The organism is Candidatus Hydrogenedentota bacterium (genome assembly GCA_019637335.1).
Lineage (GTDB): Bacteria > Hydrogenedentota > Hydrogenedentia > Hydrogenedentales > JAEUWI01 > JAEUWI01.
Map to the genome: position 1 here is coordinate 1 of JAHBVV010000033.1, position 20,826 is coordinate 20,826.

The following is a 20,826-nucleotide window of genomic DNA, read 5'->3' on the forward strand; positions in this document are numbered from 1 at the left end:
CCCTTTGTGCCCTTCGTGGTGACAATCTTCTTGGCGGTCGTCGGCTGCCCAAAGGGTTCCATGGTCCGTCTTTTTTTGACCACGGATTACACCGATAACACGGATTTTTCTTATTCGTGTCAATTCGTGTGCATTCGTGGTTCAATAGTTTGGTTGCGGCCATCGGTCGCACTGTGTAATCCGTGGTGATCATTTCCTCGGTCGAGGCCCAAGGCTGCCCCGCGCCCTTCGTGGTTCGCCCGCGGGATACGCCGCACACCGCCCGGCACAAAAAAAGCCCCCGTCCGCGACGGGGGCATGGCGTAAATACAAAAATGGCGTACCCGAGAGGAATTGAACCCCTAACCTTCTGATCCGTAGTCAGACGCTCTATCCAATTGAGCTACGGGTACGCAAAGTGGTGCCGAAGCACACCCAGAATACTAACATAAGAATCCGACCGCTTGCAACCCCGCAACGCGATCCACCAACGGCCTTCCCGCGTCCCGCCAGGCCCGCCAGGCCCGCCCGGACGCCACGCTCACGCCCCGGCAATTTCCCGCGCGATCCGGGCCAGGTCGATCACCCGCTGGTCGGGGGTGTCGTGTTCGATGTCGGCCATGACCACGTCGCAGGGACCCAGCTCGCGGTAGATCCGCTCGAGATCGCCGCGAAGCTCGGTTAAACCCTTGGAAACCAGGTCCGTCGGCGTATACATGAGCGCACGGCGGGCCTGCGGGCACAGGCGGCGCGCCTGTTCCAGATCGGAATCCAGCCCCATATCGACATACCCGAGTTTCTCGATGCGCGCGTAGTCCGCAATGTACGGGTCAACGTTCCACGCGCAGTTGTGGATCCCGAAATGCTCGAAGGCCTCGGCGATCCGTCGATCGTACGGAAACAAAAACTCCCGGTACTGGTCGGGCGATACCATATTCACCACGCAGTTGCTGACCGTGGCGTGCCGTACGACCACCCCGGATTCCTTCTGCCGCGCATACAGAATCCGCATTCCCTCGATCATGGTTTCGCTGATGACGTCGAAGAGGTGGTGCGCGAGCTCGGGATTGATCATCATGTCCATGAAGATCTGGTCGCCGCGCAGGCGGAACGCATTGTTCAACACGCCCTGCCAGTTGATGTAGCCTTCAATCCGACCATACTCCCGCGCCAGCGTCTCGGCCTGTTCCATAATCTGGCTGAATACGGGATTCGCCGAGAGATCGGGTACGGCCAGTTGAGCGGACTGCGCGTCGGAGAGGTACTCGTGCCGCGCCGCCGGCCAGTTGTCCGGATAGTAGTTCGCCCCCACGCCAAAAATGCGGGACATCGTAAGCGCGCCGTGTACGCCATCCAGTGTGCCGGGCGCGCTTTCCGGGTCGTCCCCGCCGAGACGGAGTTCGGGGAAGTGGCGGTTGAGGGCCCCCCGCATCGCCACGAGGGTCTCGCGGCGGTAGACAGGATTCAGGTGCCACGTCTCGGAGAAATCGATCCCGCAGCGCTCGCGGTACCATTTCGGCGTGAATCCAAATTCGATCCGCAGATCGGATTCCGTGCCGTCGCAGGGGGCTCGGGTGGCCGGCGCGGCCGGCGCGATATAACTGCGCAACTGGCCCGCGGTGCGGCGGGGCGTCTTGGTAAGGGTAGTCATTCTACGAACCTCTCCTCGGTAAGCGCGCGGCGCCGATCGGCCGCCCGATCGAAGATCATCTCCCGGCTGACCCCCGCCTCCGCATACATCGCGAAGATGTTGTCGTCGGGTGTTTCCGGCGGGATGGTGTGCGACGCCGCCAGAATGTAGCCACCGCCGCCCGCCATCATGCCGTCGATAAGGCGCGCGGTCGCGCGGCGCACTTCGTCCGCGCTGCCGTTCACCAGCAGGTGCTGCGTATCCACGCCGCCCATGAAGGTCAGGTGCGCGCCATATTCCCGTTTCAGTTCCAGCGCGTCCATCCCCGGACAGCCGCACTGGACGGGATTCAGAATCTCGATACCCATTTCGATCAGATCGCCGATGATGGGCCGCAGCGCGCCGCAGCAATGGTACGCCACGGGAAGGCCCCGGGCGCGCCCCACGTCCACCACGCGCTGGAGATGGGGCTTGATCAGGTCGCGCCACATGGCCGGGCTCATGAGCATGCTGTGCTGCCCCGCCACGTCGTCCCCCGTCCAGAGCCAGTCGACTGGAAAGCGCTCGCAACCCTTCTCCGACAGCGACACGGCGAAATCGGCGCAGCGGCCGAGCAGTTCGAACGCCACGTCGGGTTGCGCGGCCAGGTCGAGCATGGCGGCTTCCATCCCGCGAAGGCGCCAGTACATTTCGAAGGCGCACGGGGAAACGTCGATTCCAAGAAAGCAGTCGCCGCGCGCGTCGACAACCGGCTGCATCAGGTTGAGGAGCTCCTCCTCGCGGTCCCAGGGGAAGGAATAGGCGGCGATGGCTTCCGGCGAGGCCCCGGCGAGTGGAAAGACCGTCGGCTGGTTAAAGCCGTCCCGCATGACCCAGGTCACGCCCCACCAGTCCACGTGCGACTCGCCGTCCTGCTTGTGGACAATACCCTCCATGGCGTAGTTGTTGTTCACCCAGGTCTGTTTGATGTCGTCCCCCATCACTTCGCCCAGATAACGGGGCGGTATCTCCAGCAAGGAGGCCAGATGCCGCGCGGTGGCGGGGTGGAACCACATGAAAATGGGTACCCGATCCGGCGTGGCGCGCCGGATCGACGCGATAACCCGCTCTCGACTGTTCATAGGCGGTCTCCCGGTGGCCGGGTCTCAGTTCCCCCGCGCGCGCGCGCGAATGGCGCGGATATGGTCCGGCGAGGTGCCGCAGCAGCCCCCGATAATACTGGCGCCGGCCTCGAGCAGGGCCGGCACGCAGCCCGCCATGAATTCAGGCGTCTCCGGGTAGGTCTCCCCGGCATCGGTCAGGATGGGCATGCCGGCGTTGGGGTGCACAAGAACCGGCGTATCCGGCGCGGCCTCGCGAATCGCGCGAACAATGCCCACCATCTGCTCCGATCCCTGGCTGCAATTTGTGCCCAGGATATCAGCGCCCGCCTCCAGCAGTGCGGCGGCCATCTCCGCGGGCGAGGCGCCCATCATCGTGCGGTACATGCCGCCCGCGTTGCCCTGGTACGTGAACGAGCAGATGATCTCGAGGTCCGTGTTCTCCCGGACCGCGCGCGTGGCGATCACCGCCTCGTCAATCGCGGACATGGTCTCGATGCAGCAGGCGTCGGCGCCGCCTTCTTCAAGCGCTTCCGCCTGCTCGCGAAAGACGTCGTAAAGCTCGTCCTCGGTGATGTCGCCCATCATCAGGATCTTCCCGGTCGGACCGATCGATGCCGCCACGTGGACCACATCCCCCGCCGCCTCGCGCGAAAGGCGCGCCGCGGCGCGGTTAAGTTCCCCCACCTGGCCTTCAAGGCCGTAGGCGGCCAGCTTGATGCGCGATCCACCGAAACTGTTCGTCGTAATAATCTCGGACCCCGCCGCGACATAGTGCTCCGCAATGCCACGGACAATGTCGGGATGGTCGATGTTCCAGCGTTCCGGGCATTCCCCGGGCTTCAGGCCCGCCGCCATCAGGAGCGTTCCCCAGCCCCCGTCCGAAATCAGCGTTCCCCGAACCTTCAAATCGTCAAGAATGGTGTTCATGCGGTTCCCTCCACACATTCCCCTTCAGTGTACGGCAGGGGCGCCGCATCGAACAAGCCCAAAACGCAGGGCAATCGCATTTAGACTTCCAACTCGAGCCGAGCGCCACATGAACCACCTTCAAAGGTATAAAGGGCGCGTGTTGGAGCGCTGGCATTTCGCCTGCGGCGAATCCCTGACCTTGCCGGCACAGATGCCGGCGCTCCAAAACGCTCACTATCGTTGATTCAAGGTTCCAATTCGACTCAGGTTTACGCCCATATACCGAGATCGAGTTTAAATGCGATTGCCCTGGCCCAAAACGCCGGCAACGGGATGACAGGCTCCCGATGCCGGCGCGAAGTTTCAGGCCACCGAGGTGGCGGGCGGGCTGAGGTTGTACCAGCCAACCCCCTGTTTCCTGAGCGCGTAGCCGGTTTCTGCCAGGTGATCGCCGTAAGCCAGCATCCAGTGGAATCCGCGCATCTCCTCCGCAAGTTTCCCGCAGTCGCCGTCAATCCCAACATCAATCTGTGAACGGCAAATGGCCATCTCCGGATTGTCCTGGATATGCCCCCGGAATCCGAGCCAGCGGTTGCTGGCGAAATCGGGATCCAGCACGGTCACCACCTGCCCGATCCGCATATCGACCTTCGGCGCCGCGCCATAGTCGGATTCGAAATGGGTCTGGATCCGCGCCGGCTCAAGATGAACCCCGTCCATACGCCGCGGCGCCGTGCAGTGCGCCAGCGTCACCACCCCATGGTGCGGGTACGTGGGATCCTGCAGGAACACCGGCAGCGATGCGATATGGTGCAACAGGATGCCGGACGGGATAACCACAAAATCGGACTCGCAGAACGCCAGCATCCCGTCGTCGTTGATCAGGGTCAGGGTCAGGCAGGCCGTTGTCCGCGCCATCGGGATGATGGTCGTCATGCATTCATTCACCGTGATGGCGGTGGCGCACGCTTCGTCCATCAACTGGCGGAAAAGGTCGTCGAGCAGGAAGGCCCCGGTGACAAAATCGCCCCGCGTCTCCAGCAGCGTGGCCGGCAGATTCAGATACTCTGCGGCCTCCCGCGCGTACCGCGCCATGCCGGCGGCGTCGGCCTGCATCGCGGCGATGCGCTTGCCGAGTTCGTCGTAGGAAACGTCCACAATATCCAGGTTCCACTGCTCCCGCGCAAGGGCCGGCGCCGCCTGGCCGCCCTGCCCCCAGCCGGAAGCTCCGCCAATCGCCACGATGCGCGAACCCACCGTGTTCTTCAGGGCGTAAAGCGCGCGCAGACGCGCGATCACATCCCCCATCTCATCGACAACGATGTCATCGGTGGTCAGGTTCGGCTCCCCGTATTCGTCGACCGTCTTCCGGAGCAGGCGCGGGTGCAGGATTTCGTACCACAAATAGGCCGGGCCGCTGCGGTGGCGAACAAACACCAGATTTCGCCGGCCCGAGGCGAGAATAGTCTCCAGCGCATCCCCGCCCCCCGACGCCGCGTACGTGATCACCACATCACAATCGACCGCCCGGATACGGGACGCCTCCTCCGCGTTGGTCACCCCGAGCAGCGGCAGAATCGTCAACGGAAACTCCGCCTTGCCACGCAACGCGTCCAGTTCCGCGTTGATACGGCCCCCCTCCTCCGCCACGTCCGCACGCGAACCAAGACCGCCCCACGGGCGCCAGCTTGTGGCCTCGCGCGGCTCAGACAGGTGGTACAACAACACGGGCTGAACCACCAGCGGACGCTTGGATACCGCGGGGCGCGGCCGTTTTCCAGCCGCCCCCGCGCCCGACTCGCCAGCGTGTGCGGCCAGGGCGGTTCCCAGCGCCGTGCCGCCCACCGCCGCGAAGAAACTCCGCCGCCCGATGCCCGGGGCGTGGCAGCCGCAACAACCGGTGTGTACGTGGCTCATGACATTTCCTTTCTCGCGGGCGCGCCGTGCTTCGCCGCGCCTTTCAGAATGCGTTTGCGGTTTCGCGATCACGCCCCAGCCGAGACGGGCTAGGCCTCCGGCGCGTAACGAGGCGAGTGGATGGCGCGAATACCGTGCAGCTGGCAAAACGCCTCGACATCGCGCTTGTGATCGCCGTAGAAGACGACCTGGTGGAAACCCTTCACATCGCGGCAGTCCTCAACATCGTTCATGGCGATCTCGAAGTTGGTCCGGCATCCGCCCGCGGGCGGCGTCTGCACATTCGCGATCACCGTGCCGGTGTCCACGATGAGCTCCCGTGGCCCGGTGAAGCGCACCAGGGTCACCGGCTGCGCTTCGCGCCAGATAACCTGCATCGCCACGCCCAGGGCGGATTCCGAGTGGCTGCGCAGCACATACGGCTCCGGTTCCTCGCCAAACCCATTGAGCCGCGTCCCGGCGGTGCAGTGCGCGGCAATCAGCACGTTTTTCACCGTCTCCGGGACCGGATCGTTCATGAACCCGGGCTTGTCGAAGAGGTAGCTGGAGAGCATCAGCGAGACCGCGCCGTACACGTCGGCCTCGCAGCCGTACGTGATCCCCGCGTCCTGGAACAGCGCGGCCGCCATGCACGGCGGTGTGGGCACGTCCCGGGCGGAAACCATGCCCAGGCAGTCGCTGGTGATCGCGTTCGCCCCCTCCAACTCCAGGAGCTTCTTGGCAGTCTGATAGGATCGCGCCGCGTTCATCGTGTCCTGCTTTGTGGGCTCCACGATCTTCTCAGCCCCCCGCCGCATGGCCCGCGCCACCTCATACGTCTCTTCGTTTTCCGGCATCCGGGCGAACAGCTCGTGCAGGGTATCCCGTGGTATACGCTTCACCCGAATTCCCAGGTGCTCGATGGTCTCCTCTTTGCGCTCGGCGCCGGCCAGGACCAGCAGGGTGCTCTCGGCGAGCTGCTTCCGCGCCCGGATCATCCTCATCGCCCGCGCAATCGCGTCCTCCTCGAGCGAGGAAATCACATGCACGCCCGGCTGCCGGGAGATCTGAAGCACATGCTGTGTAAACGCCGTGCCGACCGGCGCAAACACGATGGTCGGCACGCCCGCCTCCGCGATGGCCTTCACCCACGGCCAGACATCCAGGTGTTGCAGCACGAGCAGGATCCCGTCCGGACGCTCCGCCGCCAGCGCGGCGGCCAGGCCCGCCGCGGCCTCCGGGGATTCGATCGGGTCGGCGTACTGCCGGATATCCGCGCCCACGGCGCGCGCGGCGTCACTGCACGCGTGCAGGTAGTGCTCGCGAGCCCCTTCCACGTCGTACGACGTCCCCGGCCAGCCAAGCCAGTACGGTGGAGCCTTGCGCACAACCGCCACCTTCAAATCGACACGCGGGTACGGACGAAAACCCGCCAGGTCAATGTACTCGCCACTGGAGGGCGGTGCATGCCTTGGCCGGGCGCCCGCGCCCATCGGCAGTGCAAGAGAAACCGCGGCAACGCCCAGAAAACACCGGCGGGAAAACGCGCAGCAGGAGCAGGAATGGCGAGAAGGCATAGTCATGGCGGCAAGCTCCTTTCTATGGGGTGCGGAGTGTGCGAAAGCGCCCATCATGCGGGCGGGGAGATTTCCCGGAAGCCGGGAACGGGAATGGCGCGGATACGACGTCGGGCGGGAGCAGATAGTGGGCCGGTTCGGGCCCGCAAAGTACGGGGGACACCCCTGCGGGAACCCGGAACGGGTCCCGCCCCCCCGAAGCGAACAGAAGTGTGTCCGGGCGCGTCGCGTACGACATGCGCCCCCCTTTCAGCCTGTTGAACGCGGAGAACCCGCCAGGCTACTACGCTTCATTATAGGCCGGCCCCGGAAATGCGTCAATGGGGTTTCCGGCGTCGGGCTGCAAGCCGCAGCGATCTGTACCCGCTTTTGATATCCGGCGCCCCGGCTGGCATACTGCCCCAATCCCCCGCAGAACCGGAGTTTGATATGCGTTTTCTATCCCTATTCGCCGCGGCCCTGATGGCCGGCTGCGCCACGACAGGAACCCCCATGATCCAGCCGAAAGATGCTGTCGCCGTGATCGCCCACCGCGGAGCCAGCGCCTATGCGCCCGAGAACACCCTGGCCGCGTTCGAGCTGGCCGTCGCCATGCACGCGGACTGGTACGAACTGGACTGCCTGCTGACGCTCGACAACCACGTTATCGTGACCCACGACGGTACGCTCGACCGCTGCACGAACGGCGAGGGCGCCGTGGCGGAGAAAACGCTGGACCAACTGAAGACCCTGGACGCCGGGAGCTGGTTTGACCCGAAATTCGCGGGCGAACCCATGCCCACGCTGGCGGAGTCGCTGGCGATGGCGAAGAACCGGATCGGCGTGTATGTGGAGATTAAAAGCGCGGCGGACGACGGCCCGTTGATGGGCCAGCTCTGGGAGGCGGCGCGCGGGCAGGAGACAATGGATGATGCGCTCGCCGGACAGCTGATCCGCCTGGTGGAAGAAAACGGCAGCCGCAACCTGATGCTGGCACGGCAGGCCATCGCGGATATCCGCGCGGCCCGGATGGAGCCCCAGGTGGTGATTCAGTCCTTCTCGCCGGTCATCTGTCTGGTGGCGCGCGCCGAGGCGCCGGATATCCGCACCGAGTACCTCGGCAGCTACGACGCGGAGAAGCCGGAAGCCTGGGATCGCTTCATCGAATGGGGCATGCTCATCGGCGTCGAGGGCTTCAACGTCAGTCACCATTCGATCAACCCAGAGCGCCTGGCCTTCTTCCACAACGCGGGCAAGAGCGTGGCCGTCTGGACGGTTGACAAGGAGGACGACATGCGCCGCTACATCGGCTGGGGCGTGAACGCGATCATCACGAACCGCCCGGACGTCCTGCGGTCGGTGCTGGCGGGCGGCTGACGCGCCAGCTTCAGCCCTTGATCGCGCCGGTGGTAATGCCCTGGGTGAGCTGGCGCTGTAGGAGCACGTAGACCAGCAGCGTGGGCACGACGACGATCACGAGCCCCGCGAACATCAGCCCGAAGTCCGTCTTGTACTGCGCCTGAATGCTGACGCTCGCCAGGCCAAGCGGCAGCGTCTTCTTCTCGGGCGTATTCACGAAAACCAGCGCGAAGATGTACTCGTTCCAGATGCCCAGGAAGTTGAAGATCGCCGCGGTGATCAGTCCGGGTTTCGCCAGCGGCAGCATGACGTGCCAGAACGTGCGGTATTCGCCGCAACCATCCATGATGGCCGCCTCGCGCAAGGCCCCCGGCAATGACTTGAAGAAGCCGCTGAGCACCAGGATCGTAAACGGCAGGCTCAGCGCGATGTAGAGCAGGATCAGCCCGAAATGCGAGTCGTACAGCTGAAATCGCAGCCCGAACGGCTCCAGAAACCGCGTGCCCACGTCGGAAAGCCAGCTGAACTCGAAAAACACCGGAATAAGCAGCAGCTGCGCCGGGATCATCATCCCGCTGATGAAAAACAGGAAGAGCCAGCGGTTGCCGCGGAACTCAAACCGCGCCAGGACATAGGCCGCCATCGACGCCAGCGCCAGCGTGCCGAACAACGACCAGCCCGTCACCCACAAGCTGTTGAAAAAGAAACGGCTGAAGTTAGACTCCACCCACGCCTTGCGGTAATTCGATATGGCCGCGGAGATGGCCAGCGAGCGGCCTGCGGCCCGTTCCACCGCGGCAACCTCCTCCCCGGAAAGCGTCTCCGCCGGATCGCCGTACACCACCCCCGCCTCCAGCGCCCCGTTATTCTCGGAGTCGAGTTTGGCGAAGTCCCGCGCCAGCTGGTCGAGACGCTCCAGCGCCAGGCCCGCGTCCTCCCCGGCGGACGCGCGCGCCCGGGCCGCCTCGATCTCGGAAAGCTCCAGCAGCCCGTCCGCCGGCACACCCGTCACCAACCACGGCATCCCGAACGGATTCTGCACAAACTCCTTCGAGCTGCGAAGCGAGTTCACCAGCACCCAGACCATCGGCAAAACCACCGCTAGGAGCCAGCCGATGAGGACCGTATACGCGAGAATGGTCCGGACCTTATCCATGGTGGCTCGTCCCGGCGATTGCTGAGGCCGACAGGCCATTGAAGTGATTCAGCCACAAGAGAACACAAAGAGCACAAAGAAATTGATTTGTGAAAACGCCTGAAATCGAAAGCGCGCTCCATCCTTTGTGTTCTTTGTGCTCTCTGTGGCTATTCATCTCTTGAGTTCTTTCGCAGCCATCAATACTCAATACGCTCTTTCCGCGACCAGGTCAGGCTGAAGGCCGACGCCGCAAGCACAATCAGAAAAAGCAACACGGCCACGGCGGAGGCATACCCCATGTCGTATTCCGTGAACACCTTCTGGTAGAGCAGCGTCGCCAGCACGTGGGAATCGCGGTTCGGCACTTCATTCTCCATCACCCAGATCGGATCAAAGAACTTCATCAGGGTAATAATCATGAACACGGCGGCCACCACGAGAATCTCGCGCAGCAGCGGCAGCGTGATGTGGATGAACTGCTGGAAATGGCTGGCCCCTTCCAGGCGCGCCGCCTCATAGTAGCTCTGCGGGATGCCGCCAATCGCCGCCAGAAAAAGCACCATGTAAAACCCGGTCGCGCTCCACACAATCATCGGGATGATCGAGGAGATGAGGTAGCGCGACTGGAGAAACGGGAAAGGCAAGTCGATCTCGGGGAACGGCAGGCCCGCCGCCGCCGCCGCGCCCTGAACCTGCGCCAGCATCGCGTTGATTACCCCGAAGTTGGTCGTGCTGTAGAGCAGGATCCAGAGCAGCGCCACCGCCACGAGCGCGATGACGTTGGGAAAAAAGAAGGCCACGCGAAATATCGACGCCCCCCGGATTTTCTGGCTCAGTATCGACGCAAAGAACAGCGCCAGCGCGATGGTGCAGCCGCCGGCTATCGCGAACAGGATCAGGTTGTGCCCGAGCGCGACCAGGAAGATGTCGTCGTCGCGGAGCAGCCGCGCAAAGTTCCGCAGGCCCACCCACTCCGGCGTGCCCAGGCCGTCCCACTTCTGGAGGCTGTAGAGCAACGCGCGGATGGCCGGCAGGAAAACGAGGCCGGTGAAGAGCAGGAACGCCGGCGCGAGAAACACGAGAATGAACCGCCGCTCTTCCTTCTTGCGCAGGCTCATGAGGGTTCCCCAAACGCGGCCGGGTCGTAAAGCACCGCCGGCGGTATGATCGCGTCCGGATCCGCCTTCGCCGCCGCCACGCCCTCGTCGAGCATCGCGCAGTACTCCTCGGGCGTAATCTCGCCGCTCAGCAATTTCGAAGTGCCCGGCTCCATCACCTGCACGCGCCAGGTGAGCAGCAAATCCTCCAAGCGGATGCGGAAGATACCCTCCGCGCTTTCGATCATGTCCAGCGCCGATTGCAGCGGCGGCGTAACGGCCTCGCGCGGGGTGGCGCCCTTCATGGCGGTGATAACGCCGATCGATCGGCCCATGTCCGGCGCGCGCTCGGGCGAGACCATGTAGCGAAGGAATTCCAGCGTCGCCTCCGGATGCCGCGCGCTCTTCGCCATGTAGATGTATTCCCAGCCCGCCCCGTTAAACAGCGCCGGATTCCCTTTGCCCCCCTCGACCGGCGGAATGTTGAAACAGCGCATCTCGAAGCTCGGCGGCGTGCTTTCTTTCATCTCGTTCGAAAGCCAGAGCCCGCAGAAGATCATCGCGGCGTTGTTGTTGATAAACTGGAGCTGGCTCTCCGTGTGCGTCATCGCCTGGGAGCCCTTCTGGAAGTACGCCGTCCCCAGCTTCTGCAAGAGCCCCGCCGCGCGTACAACATCCGGGTGTTGGAAAGCGCCGGGCTCCAGCGCGTTGATCCGGTTGATGGCCGCCAGCCCGCCGGTGCGGTGGACCAGGCTCTGGAAGGTCCACCAGGCGTAGATCGGGTATTTCCCCTGAAACGCAAACGGCGCGATGCCCTTCGCCTTGATCGCCTCGCACAGCGCCTCGAATTCCGCCCAGGTCTCCGGCGGTTCCCAGCCATGCTCGCGGAAAAGCCGTGCATCGTACCAGCACGCATAGGCCCCGAACGCCGAGGGAATGGCGTACACCTGGCCGTTGCTCGTGTAGGCGTCCAGCGTGCCGGGGATAAATTCCTCCCGCCACGGGCGATCCCGGCCCGGCAGGGGCGTGTCGAGCGCCTCGTTCAGCACGTACAGCTTGTCCGCCGCCACCAGCCGCCAGATCGGGAGGAAATTCATGAGCATCAAATCGGGCGGGTCCCCCCGCAGCAGGCGCGGCTTCACCTTCTCGATCACCCGCGGATCCCCCCAGAGATCCACCCGGATTCCCGAATCCGCCCGCTCCGCGTTGAACTGCCGCGCGATCTTCTGGTGCCAGTGAATGCCGTAGCCCCCTTCGAAAACCGCCATTTCCACCGGCGCGGTGATGCTGGGGTCGACCGCGTTCCGCTGGATGGCGTCGCAACCCGGCAGGACCAATCCGGCGGTGAGCATGGCGGCCAGAAGGCCGTATCGGCGTGGGGATTCCATGGGTTGATTGTAGCGGGGCGGCTTGGGGCCTGCAAGTGGGCGGTGGCATGGGTCAATTATCGGTACTCTTGCGCTCTTTGGGCGCCGGTCTGGGGGCCGTTTTCTGCGCTGTCTGGCGTTCCTCCGGGGCGCTTGAGGAGGCACGTTTTTCCCATCTACTGGTGACAAATTAACCACTGAGTGGTTAATTTGTCACATCTTGACTCGTATTATTCGCATTTATAAATTGACAAATCAACCACCAACTGGTTAAAATTACACCATGATTCAGCGGAATTTAATCCATAGCATCCGCGAGGCTATGACCGATACACCCGTCATCCTCGTCAACGGAGCGCGCCAAACCGGCAAGAGCACCCTCGTACAGGCCTGTATCCAGGACCTGAACGGCGCCTCGTATCAAACCCTCGACGACGCCACCGTGCTCGCGGCGGCCCAAAAGGACCCGGCGGGCTTCCTTTCGGGCTTTTCGGGTACCGTCGTGCTGGACGAGATCCAGCGCGCGCCCGATCTCTTCCCCGCCATTAAGCTCTCGGTCGACCGCGACCGGCGGCCCGGACGCTTTGTGCTCACGGGCTCGGCGAATGTGTTGATGCTCCCCCGCGTGAGCGAGTCGCTGGCGGGACGGATGGAGGTGCTGACGCTGTGGCCCTTTTCCGCGGGCGAGCGGGCGGGCCAAACCGAGGGTTTTCTAAAGACCCTCATGGACCCCGCCCCCAAGTTCGCCGTCCAGGAGACACCCGGACGCGCCGCGCTCCTGCAACGGGTGATCGACGGTGGCTACCCGGAGGCGGTCGCCCGTGCTTCGGCGCGCCGACGCGATGCGTGGTACGGGGCCTACATCACGACCATTCTCCAGCGCGACGTGCGCGATCTGGCGAACATCGAGCAATTGGCGAGCCTGCCGCGCCTCCTTCAGCTACTGGCGGCGCGCGCCACAAGCCTCGCGAATTACTCGGAGATTGCGCGCGCCTTAAAAATGCCTCAGTCCACGCTGAAGCGCTACATGACGCTGCTGGAGATGACCTATCTGGTCCAGTTCGTGCCGCCGTGGTCGCAAAACCTCGGCAAGCGCCTGGTCAAATCGCCCAAGCTCGTCCTGTGCGACACCGGACTCATGGCCTACCTCCTCGGCATCGACGGCGCCGGCGCGATTCCCGATATGGCGCTCGGCGCGCTCGTGGAAAACTATGTGGCCATGGAGCTCCGGAAGCAACTGAGCTGGCATACCTCCCGCATGGAGCTCTTCCACTTCCGCGAGCGCACGGGGAAAGAGGTGGATTTCGTACTGGAGACGCCCCGGGGCCAGATCGCGGGCATTGAAGTCAAGGCGTCCAGCACCGTCGGCGCCCACGACTTCAAGCACCTGAACTTCCTTCAGGATCAGCTCGGCGATCGCTTCCAGATCGGGGTGGTCCTCTACCTCGGCGACAGCCCCGTGAAATTCGGCGACCGGATGCACGCCCTGCCCCTGAACTGCCTCTGGAATGAGTAAAGTTGGCGCCAAATCGGCCACCCAGTGGTGACAAATCAACCACTGGGTGGTTAATTTGTCACCACCAACGCCACACTATCCAAGCCCCCGGAGCGCCTCACACTTCGCCAGCAGCCGACGGCCATACCGCTGCGTGCCGTCGTACGGGTTCTCAACCGCCCGCCGGGCCGCCGCCTCGACCGTGTCGTTCAGGATCCCGGTCTGCTCGATCGCGTTCATCGCGTACATGCCGGTAATTCGGTTGGGATTGTCCACCAGCGCCGCAAGGCGCGGTAGGTGCTCGGCAGCCTCCCCCGCCTGGCACAGCGCGAGATGCCCCGCCACCTGAACCGCCGGCACGGCGTCTTCCGCCAGCGCATGCAGGGCGTCGGCGTGCTCAACGGCGCGCAGGCTACCCATCCAGGTGGCGGCGTAATAGCGAACCGCCGGATCCGCATCGGACAACGCAGCGCGCAGGGCCGGCCGGTCATTCCGCTCACCCGCCTCTATCGCCGCAATGATGCCCGGAATACGTTCCGCCATCCCCGGCTGCCGCATCGCAGCGTACTTGCTCCCATACTCCCGCCCCAGGTCCTCCAGTATCGGCTCGGGTAGCAGCCCGCCGTCACGGGTCTCCACCATCCACCGGTAAAGCCGCTCGCGTTGCTCGGCGAGAACCGGCGCATGGCCGGGATCGCCGGCCAGGTTGCTTGTCTCGTGGGGGTCCGCCTCGAGATCGTAGAGCTCCTCGGGCGCGCGGCGCGGCGCGAAGATGGCGTCCTGCAGGGGCGTGAGCGCCTCCAGCGCGTGCAGTTCACGCAAGCGCTGAAGAATGGCCTTCCCGTCCTTGTACTGGCTGCGCTGCAAATGCGGCCGGTGCGCGTGAAAGTTGCGAATATACTTGTAGCGAGCGGTGCGCACAGACCGGATACAGTCGATGGTCTCGTCGCAGCGGTCGCGCGCGCTCACCAGATACGGTCGCTCCGCATAGTCCGGCGCAAAAAGATCTGCGCCCTGCAGATGCCCCGGCGCGGGGATGCCCGCAACCGCAAGCGACAGCGGTACCAGGTCGATGTGCAGCGCGAGGTCCCGCCGTACGGTCCCCGCCAGACGCCCATCCGGAAACCGGACGATCATCGGAATACGCAGGCCGTCTTCGTACAGAAATTGCTTGCCACGCGCATGCGATATGCCATGGTCCGTGATGAAAACGATAAGCGTATTCTCGTAAACGCCCGCATCCTTCAACGACTGCACAACCGCCCCCACTTCCCGGTCAACGCGTTCCCAGCTCGCCAGGTACGCCGCCCAGTCCTCCCGCATCAGCGGATCGTCGGGATAATACGGCGGCAACGTGAAATCATTATGTTCAATCTTGCCGCCCCGCCACTTGCCGCCGCTGAGCTGGATCTGCGCAAAGAAAGGCGCGCCCGCCGGCGCATCGCGCCAGTCCGCCCCATCGTAGGGCGCACCGGACGTAATGAAATTGTAGTCGGTCTTCCCCGGTTTATCCGCTTCCGGACCCGCGCCGTTGCACGTGTAGTAACCCGCCGCGCGAAACAGATCACTCACCAGCGGCGTCGCCTCGGGCAACGCATAGCTCGGGTAGTAATCCGGATTGCCCCCAGCCTTATCGCCCTCGTTCTGGCTCCGGTGATTATGGCTGCCGATCGTGGTCTGATACATCCCGGTGGCCAGCGCGGATCGCGCCGGAGAACACACGGGACACGATATGATCGCGCTGTCAAAACGCACGCCCTCCCCCGCAAGCGCATCGAGATGCGGCGTCTTTACCGCGGCCTCCCCATAGCACCCAAGGTGCGGCGACGCATCCTCCGCGATAATCCACAGCACATTGGGTCGTCCGGCCACCCGCTGCGCCGCCCCGCTCCCCGCCGCCGCCATCGCGCTCGCGCCAAACGCCGCGCGCTGAAGAAAATCTCGCCGGTTCATCTTCCGCTCTCCTTGCTCATTCCGCGCATAAACGGATCACCCTGGATCCCGAAGCCCAGTATGAACAATCCGTCCAAACCGCGCAACACCTCGCCCGGATCGGCGCCGTTTGTTACACTCTACCCGTAACGTACACGCGTATCGAGTAAGGAGGGGCCCGCAGGCCCGCGAACCAACCTATGGACCACCCCCAAGTCCAACTCCAGGACATCCCGCCAGGCCAGGTCCGCGCGTGGTTCGCCAGCGATGTGGTCGACGCCCTCGCGCGCCTCGAATGCCCGACCGCGCCCGGAGCCGATCCGCCCCTGCTGGCGGTCTCCTGGCCGCATGCCTCCGACACCGACCGCGCCATCGCCCACATCACCCGCGCACTCGCGGGACTCGCCCTCGCGCGCTGGCCATCCTGGTATCGCGAAGACGCCCCTTTCCCAAGTGCAACGACCCCCGATGAGGACGCGCGCGCAATCGAACGGCTCGGCGCGATCATCCCCGATCTCAACCCCGTCTGGGTCCGGCGCGCCATCCGACATTGCCGGAGCGGAGAACGGCCGGTCGTCGTCGGCCTGCCGCACGCCGTACAGGTACGGCAGCTTATGCGGGCGCTCGGCGAACCCGATCTCGTGCTCATGCTCGCGCTCGACGATCCAGACACCCCGCCGGCCAGCCTGTTGTGCTTCGCACGCGTGGCCGCATGGTTCGCCGGCGAATCGGGCGCGCGCGTCGCCGCCTTTGTGCCCGCGGCCTGCCGAGAAGACGCCGCACTCGACGCCATCACCTACGGCGCGGTGTACCTGGACGGCGCCGCGGATCCGCATTCACGCAACCAATCGCCGCGCACAAGTACAATCGCGCCAGGAACCCCTCCCCCCGAAAAAGGAGCGGCCCGGGAACCTGCGAGCCTGGCCCCACGCGCCGCGCGATCCCGGAGGCGGCGCCACGACGAGCCCCTGCGCCTCGTGCGCCCGCCGATCATCGGTCGCCCCCATCCCGCCAGCCCGGGCGAGCAGTTGCTGGCGCAATTCATCGCGCGGGACGACGAATTGAGGCCGCTCTTCACCTTCAACCAGCCGGTCGAAGCCGCCCATGGCGAGACCTTCGTGGTGGACCTCCTCTGGGCAGCCGGACGCCTCACGGTTGAGGTGGACGGCTATACGTGGCATAGTGGTCCCCATGCGTTCTCCGCCGACCGCTACCGGGACTACCGGCTGCTGTGTGGCGGCTACCGCACGCTGCGCCTGCCCCACGACGAGGTGCTGGACGATCCGGCGCTGCAACTGGAGAAAATACGCGACGCCGTTCGCGCGATAGTGAAGGAGAGAGTGTAACCATGGGCGATGGGATTTCCCAGGTATTGGTTTCCTTGATTTGGAACTTGCTCTTCACCGGCGACGAGCCGATGGTATCGAAGGCAAAGCCAAAAATGGATAAGAAGAAGCTGATACCGCTACTCGACGCAGGGCTGGTTGTCCTGGAGAGACGGGGCCGAGCGAGTCACATCGTCCTGACCGAACGCGCCTGGCAATGGGCCGAAGACAATCTTGACGCGGAGTTCAGCCCACGCGCCAACGCGACTCCCGCGCTGAAAGGTTTGCTCCAACGCCTGAAACACTACCTGAAGACCACCGGCACGCCCCTCGCCGAAGTACTGGTCGCCGTCGAACCCGAAGCCCCCGCATCCCCCGCCGATATACCCGCATCAGCCCCAGCGGAACCGCAACCCCGCCCCACCATCGACGACGCCATCCGAGAGGCCTACCTCGCCCTCTCCGGCGGGCGGTGGGACACCCGCGTCCGCCTGGCGGACCTGCGCGATCGCCTGGCCGCGTACCCGCGCGCCGATCTGGATAACGCCCTGTTGCGGATGCAAACGGCGGGCCGCCTCGTGCTCTACCGGCTGGATGACCCGCAGGATACCTTCGACGCGGACCGCGCCGCGGCCCTCTATCTCGGCAGCGACCCGCGGCACCTCGTCTACATGAAAGGCTGATACCATGGGGGAACTCGACGCGCTCCGTATGGCAGACTTCAACTGGGTTGTGCACCGGGAAGTCGTCTGGGTCGACAATGTACCCGACGTGCCCGGACTGCACGGGGACGTCTCCGACGCCATCATTGCAGCCGCGCGATCCATGGACGGCCCGAGGCCCGCGCTCGGACGCATGCTGCTCGGTCCGGCGGGCATCGGCAAGACACACCTCCTCGCCATCCTCCGGCAGCGCGCAACCGCGGAATCGATGAATTTCGTGATGGCGGACTTGACCGACGTTCGCGATTTCTTCGAAACAATCCTCCTCAGCTTCGTGCTTTCCTTCCAGCAGCCCATCGCCGGTGGCCATACGCAACTGAACGCCATCCTGCGGAGCGTGATCGCGCGACTCAGCACCACGGTGGACGCGGATGACTATGTCCGGCTGCTCGGCAAGCAGCCGGTCGACGCCTTCAAAACGCCGATCAAGGACATTCTCAAGAACCTCCAGCGAAAAGACCCCACCGGAACCGCGCGCCACAGCGATGTGGTGCGTGCGGCGGTGCTCCTCCACGCCCGGGACTACGAGGTAAACAGCATCGGCTCCACGTGGCTTCAGGGCCTCGAAATCGACGACGAAGCCCGGCGCCAGTTCGGCTTTGCCGCCCCCCGCCAGAAACCCTCCGACATCGTGCTGGGGCTCGCCTGGCTGGCCTCGTTTCGCGGCCCGACCATCATCGCAATCGACCAGCTCGACCCCATCGTCGCCTACAACCGGCAGGCCGCCCGCGCCGAACGCACGCGCGAAGACGATGAATCCGCCGAACTCGCCAAGAAAATCCTCAATGACCTCTGCAACGGGCTCGGAAGCCTCTACGCCACAACCGTACGAGCACTCCCCGTGGTCACCTGCCTCGAAGGCAGCCTGGAAACACTCAAAGAATACGGCCTCCAGAGCAACATGGACCGCTTCGAACCCGAGGAGTCGCTGGCCCCCCTCACGGATCGCGAAACCGCCGAAGCCCTCGTGCGCGGACGCCTCGATCCCGCATTCGCCGCCGCCGGCTTCGCGCCCCCCTACCCCACCTGGCCCTTCGCCCCCGGATTCTTCGAAGGCGCGGTAGGCCGCGCCCCGCGCGAACTCCTCAAACGCTGCGACGCGCATTGCCGCCAGTGCCTCCAACGCGGCGCCGTCACCGAACTCGATTCCTACAACGGGGAGGCCGCCGCCGCCGCGCCCGCCGTCACAACCGCCGCCGCCAGTTCCCTCGACGCCCGTTTCGAGGACTTGCGCAGCCAGGCCAAAACGCGCAAACTCATGGATGAGCGCTGGGAGGACGATCAGCTCGCCGGACTCATGATGACCGCCGCAATATGCCTCGTGAAGGAGTCCCCCGCCGACGACGCCTTCGATGTCGTGGTCGACAGCGATTTCCCGGGAAGGCACAGCTTCATGCCGCTGCACGCCCGCATCCGCAAGATCGAACTGGCCACCGGCGCGGAGCGCCACTATTGCATCCGCGCGCTGGAAAAAATGCACCCGAACGCCTACATCGCCCGGCTCCGCGCCGCCATGACCAGCGCGGGCATCGACCGTAAACTGGACTTCCGACACCTCGTCATTTTTCGCGCAAATCCCGCGCCGCACGGCGAAAAGACCGACCAGCTCACCCGGGACTTCCTCGCCCGCGGCGGCGTGATGGTCGCGCCGAAACCCGCCGAGATCGCAACCCTCTGGGCGCTGCAACAGCTGGCTGCGGAAGGCCCCGACGGCTTCGACGCCTGGCTCGCCGCCCGGCAGCCCGTCCACCAGCTCCCCATGATGCAGCACGCGCGCCTCGTGAAGTCGGCGGCGCCCGAGGCCTCCGAGACGCCCCGACCCGCACCACCGGCGGCACAGTCCCCGGAACAGCAGGCCCTGCCGCTCACCGAGGAGCCAGCGCCGCCCGCCGATCCCGAAATACCGGCGGATACAACGGCCCCCATTGCCGCCCCCCATCCGGAGCCCGTGCTCGACACGCCGCCCCCGGCCCCGCAGCAAGCCGCGACGGCGCCCGTTCCCGCAGGCGCATCCGCCGACGCCGATCTCCCGGTCGGGAGCCGCGTAATCGGTGGCGAGCCCCGGGGCGATGCCGTTACGCTCCCGCTGCGCGAACTGCGCAAGCACATCGCGATCTTCGCCGGGGCCGGATCGGGAAAGACCGTCCTCGTCAAGCGAATTGTCGAAGAGGCCGCGCTCCTGGGCGTCCCGGCCATCGTCATCGACACCGCGAACGACCTGGCCCAATTCGGCGATCCGTGGCCAGCACCGCCCGACGCCTGGGGAAGCGAGGACGTCGAGAAGGCCCAACGCTTTTTCGATGTCACGGAAACCGTGCTATGGACCCCCGGCCTCGAACGCGGCAACCCGCTCCGCCTGGAACCCCTCCCCGATCTCGCCGCTATGGCGAACGATCCGGATGAGCTGGAGGACGCCATCGCCATGGCGCGAGAAGCCCTCCAGGGGATCGTCGCGCCCACCAGCAGCGAAACCGCCCGAAACCGCCTCGGCATCCTCACCGCCGCCCTCCGCTTCTTCGCCGAGCACGGCGGCGGCGGCTCGCTGGAGGATTTCGTCGCCCTACTGGACGATCTGCCCGACGGTGCCGATGGAGGCATCGGCGACGCGCGAAAGCACGCCGGAAAAATGGCCGACGCCCTCCGCAGCGCCATGCAGCTCGACCCCCTCCTGAGCAGCAGCGGCGAATCGCTCGATCCCGTCGCCCTGCTGGGCCTGAACGGCGGCCGAGCCCGAACGCGCATCTCCGTGATCAATTTCACCGGCCTCCCCGCCCTCGATCAGCAACAACAGTTCCTCAACCGCCTCTTCATGGCGCTCTTCTCCTGGATCAAGAAGCATCCCGCCACCGGGGAGGCGCCCCTGCGCGGACTGCTCGTGCTCGACGAGGCCCGGGATTTCATTCCCGCCGTCTCCAGATCGGCCTGCCGCGACAGCTTCATGCGGCTGGCCGCACAGGCCCGAAAATACGGCCTCGGCCTCGTGATCGCTACACAGGCCCCCAAGGAAATCCACAATGGGGTCGTCTCGAACTGCTCGACCAGCTTCTACGGCAAAGGCAGCTCCCCGGCGGTCATCAACGCCATCCGCGAACTCCTCCAGAGCAAAGGCGGACACGGCAACGATGTCGCGCGCCTCGCCCAGGGCCGCTTCTACCTCCACAACGCCGACGTAACCCGAACGCCCATAAAAATCGGCGCCAGCCTCTGCCTCTCCTGGCACCGCGAACCGCTCGATCCCGAGGCCATCGCCGAACGCGCGCAGGCCAGCCGCGCCTGACCGCCAGTGCGCATGGACCCGCGCAATAACGGCGCGGATCC

General features: G+C 64.9%; 14 protein-coding genes and 1 tRNA gene. 5 read left to right on the top strand and 10 right to left on the bottom strand.

The features are described from left to right. Positions 1-315: 315 nt before the first annotated feature. The 6 genes from KF886_23605 to KF886_23630 all read right to left on the bottom strand — a co-directional run bounded on the left by KF886_23605 (position 316) and on the right by KF886_23630 (position 6,905). Positions 316-392, bottom strand: a tRNA-Arg gene (locus tag KF886_23605). Between the two features lie 128 nt (positions 393-520). Then, the gene (locus KF886_23610) at positions 521-1,630 is read right to left on the bottom strand and encodes a hypothetical protein (protein MBX3180347.1); all 1,110 of its coding nucleotides are present in this window, start codon (positions 1,628-1,630) and stop codon (positions 521-523) included. Then, the gene (locus tag KF886_23615) at positions 1,627-2,730 is read right to left on the bottom strand and encodes a hypothetical protein (protein MBX3180348.1); all 1,104 of its coding nucleotides are present in this window, start codon (positions 2,728-2,730) and stop codon (positions 1,627-1,629) included. The genes KF886_23610 and KF886_23615 overlap by 4 nt, the downstream gene beginning before the upstream one ends. Before the next feature lie 24 nt (positions 2,731-2,754). Continuing rightward, positions 2,755-3,639 (bottom strand): homocysteine S-methyltransferase family protein, encoded by an 885-nt coding sequence (locus KF886_23620; GenBank protein ID MBX3180349.1) that lies wholly within the window; start codon positions 3,637-3,639, stop codon positions 2,755-2,757. Between the two features lie 345 nt (positions 3,640-3,984). After that, positions 3,985-5,538: a sugar isomerase gene (locus tag KF886_23625; protein MBX3180350.1), complete on the bottom strand. Its 1,554-nt coding sequence runs from the start codon at positions 5,536-5,538 to the stop codon at positions 3,985-3,987. Positions 5,539-5,627: 89 nt separating this feature from the next. Continuing rightward, positions 5,628-6,905 carry a hypothetical protein gene (locus KF886_23630; GenBank protein MBX3180351.1) on the bottom strand — a complete coding sequence of 426 codons (1,278 nt, stop codon included), beginning with the start codon at positions 6,903-6,905 and terminating at the stop codon, positions 5,628-5,630. Between the two features lie 618 nt (positions 6,906-7,523). Between KF886_23630 and KF886_23635 the strand changes: the two genes are divergently transcribed. Further along, on the top strand, positions 7,524-8,450 hold the full coding sequence (locus tag KF886_23635) for a hypothetical protein (GenBank protein ID MBX3180352.1): 927 nt from the start codon (positions 7,524-7,526) through the stop codon (positions 8,448-8,450). A 10-nt stretch (positions 8,451-8,460) separates the two neighbouring features. On the opposite strand, the gene KF886_23640 is transcribed toward KF886_23635, so the two are convergent. The 3 genes from KF886_23640 to KF886_23650 form a co-directional block, all read right to left on the bottom strand. Next, positions 8,461-9,588, bottom strand: coding sequence for a carbohydrate ABC transporter permease (locus tag KF886_23640; GenBank protein ID MBX3180353.1), 1,128 nt, complete (start codon positions 9,586-9,588; stop codon positions 8,461-8,463). Between the two features lie 179 nt (positions 9,589-9,767). Further along, positions 9,768-10,688 (bottom strand): sugar ABC transporter permease, encoded by a 921-nt coding sequence (locus KF886_23645; GenBank protein ID MBX3180354.1) that lies wholly within the window; start codon positions 10,686-10,688, stop codon positions 9,768-9,770. Further along, entirely contained in the window at positions 10,685-12,055 is a 1,371-nt protein-coding gene (locus KF886_23650; protein MBX3180355.1) for an extracellular solute-binding protein, read from the bottom strand. Before KF886_23650 ends, KF886_23645 begins: the two co-directional genes overlap by 4 nt. A 262-nt stretch (positions 12,056-12,317) precedes the next feature. On the opposite strand from KF886_23650, the gene KF886_23655 reads away from it, so the two are divergent. Then, entirely contained in the window at positions 12,318-13,550 is a 1,233-nt protein-coding gene (locus tag KF886_23655; protein MBX3180356.1) for an ATP-binding protein, read from the top strand. A 75-nt stretch (positions 13,551-13,625) separates the two neighbouring features. On the opposite strand, the gene KF886_23660 is transcribed toward KF886_23655, so the two are convergent. Continuing rightward, positions 13,626-15,482, bottom strand: a complete 1,857-nt coding sequence (locus KF886_23660) for a sulfatase-like hydrolase/transferase (protein ID MBX3180357.1) — start codon at positions 15,480-15,482, stop codon at positions 13,626-13,628. Between the two features lie 179 nt (positions 15,483-15,661). Between KF886_23660 and KF886_23665 the strand changes: the two genes are divergently transcribed. From KF886_23665 to KF886_23675, 3 genes are read left to right on the top strand one after another with little or no spacing between them, the layout of a single operon-like run. Then, positions 15,662-16,807, top strand: a complete 1,146-nt coding sequence (locus KF886_23665) for a DUF559 domain-containing protein (protein MBX3180358.1) — start codon at positions 15,662-15,664, stop codon at positions 16,805-16,807. A gap of 2 nt (positions 16,808-16,809) precedes the next feature. Beyond that, positions 16,810-17,469: a hypothetical protein gene (locus KF886_23670; GenBank protein MBX3180359.1), complete on the top strand. Its 660-nt coding sequence runs from the start codon at positions 16,810-16,812 to the stop codon at positions 17,467-17,469. A gap of 4 nt (positions 17,470-17,473) precedes the next feature. Beyond that, positions 17,474-20,785 carry a DUF87 domain-containing protein gene (locus tag KF886_23675; protein MBX3180360.1) on the top strand — a complete coding sequence of 1,104 codons (3,312 nt, stop codon included), beginning with the start codon at positions 17,474-17,476 and terminating at the stop codon, positions 20,783-20,785. Positions 20,786-20,826 lie beyond the last annotated feature (41 nt).